The 4,742-nt window shown below is 72.8% G+C and carries 7 protein-coding genes; 2 read left to right on the forward strand and 5 right to left on the reverse strand.

Translation table 11 applies throughout. From position 1 onward, the window contains the following. The 4 genes from AB0J09_RS56485 to AB0J09_RS56500 form a co-directional block, all read right to left on the reverse strand. The coding region (locus AB0J09_RS56485) for a VOC family protein (protein WP_360710883.1) at window positions 1-498 on the reverse strand (498 nt) is incomplete at its 3' end. Beyond that, window positions 495-1,616 (reverse strand): 4-oxalomesaconate tautomerase, encoded by a 1,122-nt coding sequence (locus AB0J09_RS56490; protein ID WP_360710886.1) that lies wholly within the window; start codon window positions 1,614-1,616, stop codon window positions 495-497. The genes AB0J09_RS56490 and AB0J09_RS56485, both read right to left, overlap by 4 nt. Before the next feature lie 214 nt (window positions 1,617-1,830). Beyond that, window positions 1,831-2,586, reverse strand: a complete 756-nt coding sequence (locus AB0J09_RS56495) for a 4-carboxy-4-hydroxy-2-oxoadipate aldolase/oxaloacetate decarboxylase (protein ID WP_360710889.1) — start codon at window positions 2,584-2,586, stop codon at window positions 1,831-1,833. Then, complete coding sequence (locus tag AB0J09_RS56500; RefSeq protein ID WP_360710892.1) at window positions 2,583-3,320, reverse strand: PIG-L deacetylase family protein; 738 nt, start codon at window positions 3,318-3,320, stop codon at window positions 2,583-2,585. Before AB0J09_RS56500 ends, AB0J09_RS56495 begins: the two co-directional genes overlap by 4 nt. 144 nt (window positions 3,321-3,464) lie before the next feature. Between AB0J09_RS56500 and AB0J09_RS56505 the strand changes: the two genes are divergently transcribed. Together AB0J09_RS56505 and AB0J09_RS56510 are read left to right on the forward strand one after the other, a co-directional pair. Beyond that, window positions 3,465-4,397, forward strand: coding sequence for a DUF1932 domain-containing protein (locus AB0J09_RS56505; protein WP_360710895.1), 933 nt, complete (start codon window positions 3,465-3,467; stop codon window positions 4,395-4,397). Continuing rightward, complete coding sequence (locus tag AB0J09_RS56510; protein WP_360710898.1) at window positions 4,394-4,615, forward strand: hypothetical protein; 222 nt, start codon at window positions 4,394-4,396, stop codon at window positions 4,613-4,615. The genes AB0J09_RS56505 and AB0J09_RS56510 overlap by 4 nt, the downstream gene beginning before the upstream one ends. 9 nt (window positions 4,616-4,624) lie before the next feature. On the opposite strand, the gene AB0J09_RS56515 is transcribed toward AB0J09_RS56510, so the two are convergent. Then, on the reverse strand, window positions 4,625-4,741 hold the full coding sequence (locus AB0J09_RS56515; RefSeq protein ID WP_360710901.1) for an FCD domain-containing protein: 117 nt from the start codon (window positions 4,739-4,741) through the stop codon (window positions 4,625-4,627). Window position 4,742 lies beyond the last annotated feature (1 nt).

The raw sequence follows: 4,742 nt of genomic DNA on the forward strand, positions 1-4,742 counted from the left end.
GCTGGCCGCGGCCTCGGCGGCCAGGAAGTTGACGTGGTCGAGGCGGCGCACGCCCACCCCGCGGCCGGGGAACGCCTGTGGCTGGTTCTTCAGCGCGGGACGCAGCTCCTCGGGCGCCTCGTACCACTGCGACTCCCAGTAGATACGCAGCTCGTGGCCGTCGGGGTCGTGGAAGGCGTATGTCGGGCCGCGGCCGGGCTCGCCGTCGCGCCAGCCGATGCCGCGGCCGGCGTCCTTGATCGCTAGCACCCTGCGCTCGAGCGCCTCCTGGCTGCTCGCCCGCAGCGCGGTCACGCTGATGCCTGACGTGTGGTGCGCCGTCAGGGTCACGCTGTGGTGCTCGTAGTCGTCATACGTGCGCAGGTAGACCGAGTCGCCGTCCTGGCCGTTGGCCGTCATCCCGAGGATCTCGGTGAAGAACCACAGGCTCCGCTCCGGCTCGGGGGTGAGCAGTTCGACGTGGCCGATGTGGGCGATGTCGTGCAGCAGGGCGTTCACAAATGCGATCCTCCGTCGACTCGTGTGCTCGAGGAAGGCCCGGGGCGCGGCGAGTGCCCGGGGGCCGGGACCGCCCGGGGGCGTGGGAAGACCGTGCCGTCGAAGAGCTTGCGCGCGGTCCGTACGTTCGCCGCCCTCAACGCGGTCGGCGGGCTGGTGGACAGGTCGAGCTCCACCTCGACCTGCAGGTGGCCGGTGGGGTGCTCGACGTCCACGCGAGGGCCCTCGGGCAGGCGGGCGTGGCGCCCGGCCACGCCGTGCTCCAGCAGCGCGGCGGTGACCACGCTGATCGCGCCCAGCACCCCGATCGCGGTGTGCGGCCTGACCGGGATGAACGTACGGGTGCACAGCGCGCCGCCGTCCCTGGGCGGGGCCACCAGCGTGGTCTTGGGTACGGCGTCCTCGGCGACGTCGCCCAGCCCCATGAGCTTCCCGGCCTCAATGCGCAGCGACTGCACGCGCTCGCGCAGCTCCTCGTCGGCCGCGAGCGTCTCGTAGGACTCGTAGCCGGTGATGCCGAAGTCTTCCGCCGCCGCCACGACGACCGGCATGCCGTTGTCGACGCAGGTCACCTCGACCCCGTCGATGACATCGACCTCGCGGCCGGTGGGCAGCAGCCGGCCCGTGCTGGAGCCCGCGGTGTTCTCGAACCCGAGCACCACGGCCGCCGCCGTGCCGGGGACACCGGAGATGGCGGTGCCGCCGCGGTAGTAGACCCGGCGGCCGGGGGTGGGGAAGCGGGCGGTGGCGATGCCGCCGGTGTTCAGGAGGCGGATGCGTAGCTCGGTGTCGTCGCGTCCCGCGCGGACGAGACCGCGCTCGACGGCGAACGGGCCCACTCCGGCGAGCAGATTGCCGCAGTTCTGCCGCCCGGACACGATCGGCTCGTCCACGCCGACCTGCAGGAAGAGGTAGTCGAGGTCGGCGCCCGGCTCGGGGCCGGCCGACACCACGGCCACCTTGCTGGTGAGCGAGTGCGCGCCGCCGATGCCGTCGATCTGGCGCGGGTCGGGGCTGCCCAGGATGCGCAGGAGCAGATCGTCCCGCTCCTCGGGGTCGCCGGGGAGGTCGTCGGCCAGGAAGTAGGCGCCTTTGGAGGTGCCGCCACGCATCAGCATGCACCGCACGCCATCGTCAAACCCACCCATGCCCCACCACCACCATCACGCCGAGCCATCCGCCTCATGCCGCCACCGTCGCGCTGAGCTCTTCGCCTCATGCCCGCCACCGCCGTGTCGGGCCATCCGCCTCATGCGGCCACCACCGCGTCGAGCCCTTCGCCCCTACGCGTCGCTGTCACGTCGGGGGCCGTTCGCATGAGTTCCGTCGCCGTCACGCCGAGCCATGGTCACCGTGCTCCAGCTCGCCCGCGTCTTCTCGTCCCGCCGCCCCCGGCCCGTCGTACTGGTCGGCCGTCACGTACGAGATGCCGAAAGCGGGCAGTCGTTCGCGCAGGCCGTACCGGTCGAGACCCAGCTCGCCCTTGGCGAACGCCTCCCGTGCGGCGGCCTCCTTGGTGGCCCGGGCGGAGGCCGCGGCGATGCCCCGCTCCAGGTCGGCGCGCGGGACCACCAGCACCCCGTCGTCATCGGCGATGATCGTGTCGCCGGGCCGTACGAGCTGCCCGCCCACCGTGATGGGCACGTTGACCGCACCCGGGGTCGCCTTCACGGTGCCCTGGGCGCTTACGGCCGCGCTCCACACGGGGAAGCCCATGGCCCGCAGCTCGGCGACGTCGCGCACGCCCGCGTTGATCACCAGCCCGCGCACCCCGCGAGATCGCAGCGACGTGGCGAGCAGCTCCCCGAACATCCCGTCGGTGGACGGCGAGGTCGTGGTGACGACCAGGATGTCGCCCTCCTGGCACTGCTCGACCGCGACGTGGATCATCAGGTTGTCGCCCGGCCAGCACAGCACCGTGACCGCGTTGCCGCCCGTCCTGGACCCGGGCCACGCGGGACGCAACCCCGGCCCCAGGTAGCCGGTGCGGCCGAGCGCCTCGTGCACGGTCGCCACGCCGTACGCGGCCAGGGCGTCGATCCGGTCGAGGCTCGCCCGCGGAGTGCCGGTGACGACTACATGCCTCACGCGAGCACGTCCGTCACCTGCGGATACAGCCGCATGTAGGCCTCGCCCACGGTGTCGTGCGGCAGGCCCAGGTTGGGGCCCGCGTTGCGGCGTAGCTGCACCCCGCGGCGCTTGGCCAGGTCGGTGTAGTAGTCCCACATGTGCTGCTGGGCCGGCAGGCACTCCATGGCCTTGCGCTTCCTGTCGAAGGCGGGAGTGATGTCGAGCAGCACGTCGGGCTTGAAGTCGCACTGCTCGGGCTGGTGCGGCTCGAAGAAGAACACGGGAGGCGCGCCGAGCGGCTCGCCGGGCGCGTCGTAGCCCGCGGCCTGCGCCAGCACGCGTGCCTGCAACGCCATGCGGGCCGCCGCCGGGTGGTCGCCGTTGTACGGGTCGGCCAGCGGATGGGTCAGCACCACGTCGGGCTCCAGCTCCCGGTAGACCCGCACCAGCCGGTCTACCAGCTCCGGGCTCTCCACCAGGGGGTAGTCGCCCGCGTCGAAGAACTCGATCTCGGCGCCCAGCGTCGCGGCGGCGTTCTGCGCCTCCTCGCGGCGGATCGCCTTGATCTCGTCGAGCGTGCGGCCGGCCCGCCACGCCTTCGCCGACTCGCCACGCTCGCCGAAGCTCAGGCAGACCACCTTGGCGCGCTCGCCGCGCCCGGCCGCGAGCGCTATCGCGCCGCCGGCGCGCCAGACGAAGTCGCCCGCGTGGGCGCTGATCACCAGGAGGGTGCGGGTCTTTGCCGAGGTCACGCGCTGACGTTACGAGCGGGCGGACTGATTGTCAACAGTTTCATCGGCAATCTGCTTTCAGCGCCAGAGATGGAGCTGGCGGAGGATGAGGATCGACAATATTGTCAACGATACGGCGGCAGGTTCGAGTGGAGAGGATGCCCAATGGACGGACCCCAGGTGGCGCTGCTCGGCTACGGCGAAGTCGGCCGCGTCCTCGCCCACGGCCTCGCCCCACGGGTGCGCCTACGTGTCTACGACCCCGCCTCCCCGCCCGCGCCTGCTGCGGAACGCTCGCCGGCGCACCTGCACGGCCTGGCGAATGCGGTGGGGCGGGCGTCCGCCGGGGGCACGTTCCTGGTGGCGTGCAACGCCGATGCCGTTCGCGGGGCCGACATCGTGATCGCCGTGACCACCGGCGCCGACAGCGTGACCGCGTGCGAGGAGTCCCGCCCGTACCTCAAACCCGGTGCGCTCTACGCCGACCTCTCCACCGGCGCGCCGGGTGACAAGCGGCGGATCGCCGAGCTCGTGGAGCCGGCGGGTGCCACGGCGGTGGACGGTGCGATCATGGCGCCCATCCCGTTGCGGGGGCTCGCGACTCCGATCCTGGCCAGCGGGGGTGGCGCGGAGCCGTTCGCCGCCTTCGCCGGCCACCACGGCATGGACGTGACGCCGATCGATGGCGCGCCCGGGGACGCGGCCGCGCGCAAGCTGCTGCGGAGCGTGCTGGTGAAGGGGCTGAGCGCGCTGATCATGGAGTCTCAGCGCGCTGCCGAGGCGGCCGGGCTGGGGGAGTGGTTCTGGGATCACCTGCTGGAGACGGTGACCGGGGCCGACGAGCGGTTCGTGAGGCGGCTGCTGGAGGGGGCGGGGCAGCACAGCCTGCGGCGGGTGCACGAGATGCACGCCGCCACCCGGATGCTGGAGTCGCTCGGGGTGCCCTACGGCATGACCGCCGCCACGGCCGCCACCCTGGAACGGGTGAGCCGCACCCAGGTGCAGCCCGTCCCTGGCGACGGCGGCGATGTCGGTGACGCTCGCCTCACGGACGCCGGCGCTCCGGCTGAGGAGGCGAGTCCGGGCAGAGGGGCGTGAACGCGCGGCACGAGTTCCGCGCCGGCGGCACGACGGCCAGGCAGGAGAACGGGGCGTCCAGCGCGGTGGGCGCGGGCCTGGAGGGCGACGGCGCAGGCGCCGCGACTGCTGCCGTTGGGGACGGCGCGGTTGGTGTACGTGCGCCCGATGGGGACGGCGCGGTCACTGGGGGTGCGGGGCGGGAGGTCGGCGACCCTCCCGATGTGGGTGGGTCGTGATGGGACCCGTCAGTCGGTCGCCTCCAGGGCCTTGGCGACGCTGCGCAGATGCTGCTGCATGGCCGTCTGCGCCGCCGCGGGGTCGTGGGCCACGATGGCCGCCACGATCAGCTCGTGCTGCGGCAAC

The organism is Nonomuraea sp. NPDC049784 (assembly GCF_040659615.1).
In the GTDB taxonomy this organism is placed as follows: Bacteria; Actinomycetota; Actinomycetes; order Streptosporangiales; family Streptosporangiaceae; genus Nonomuraea.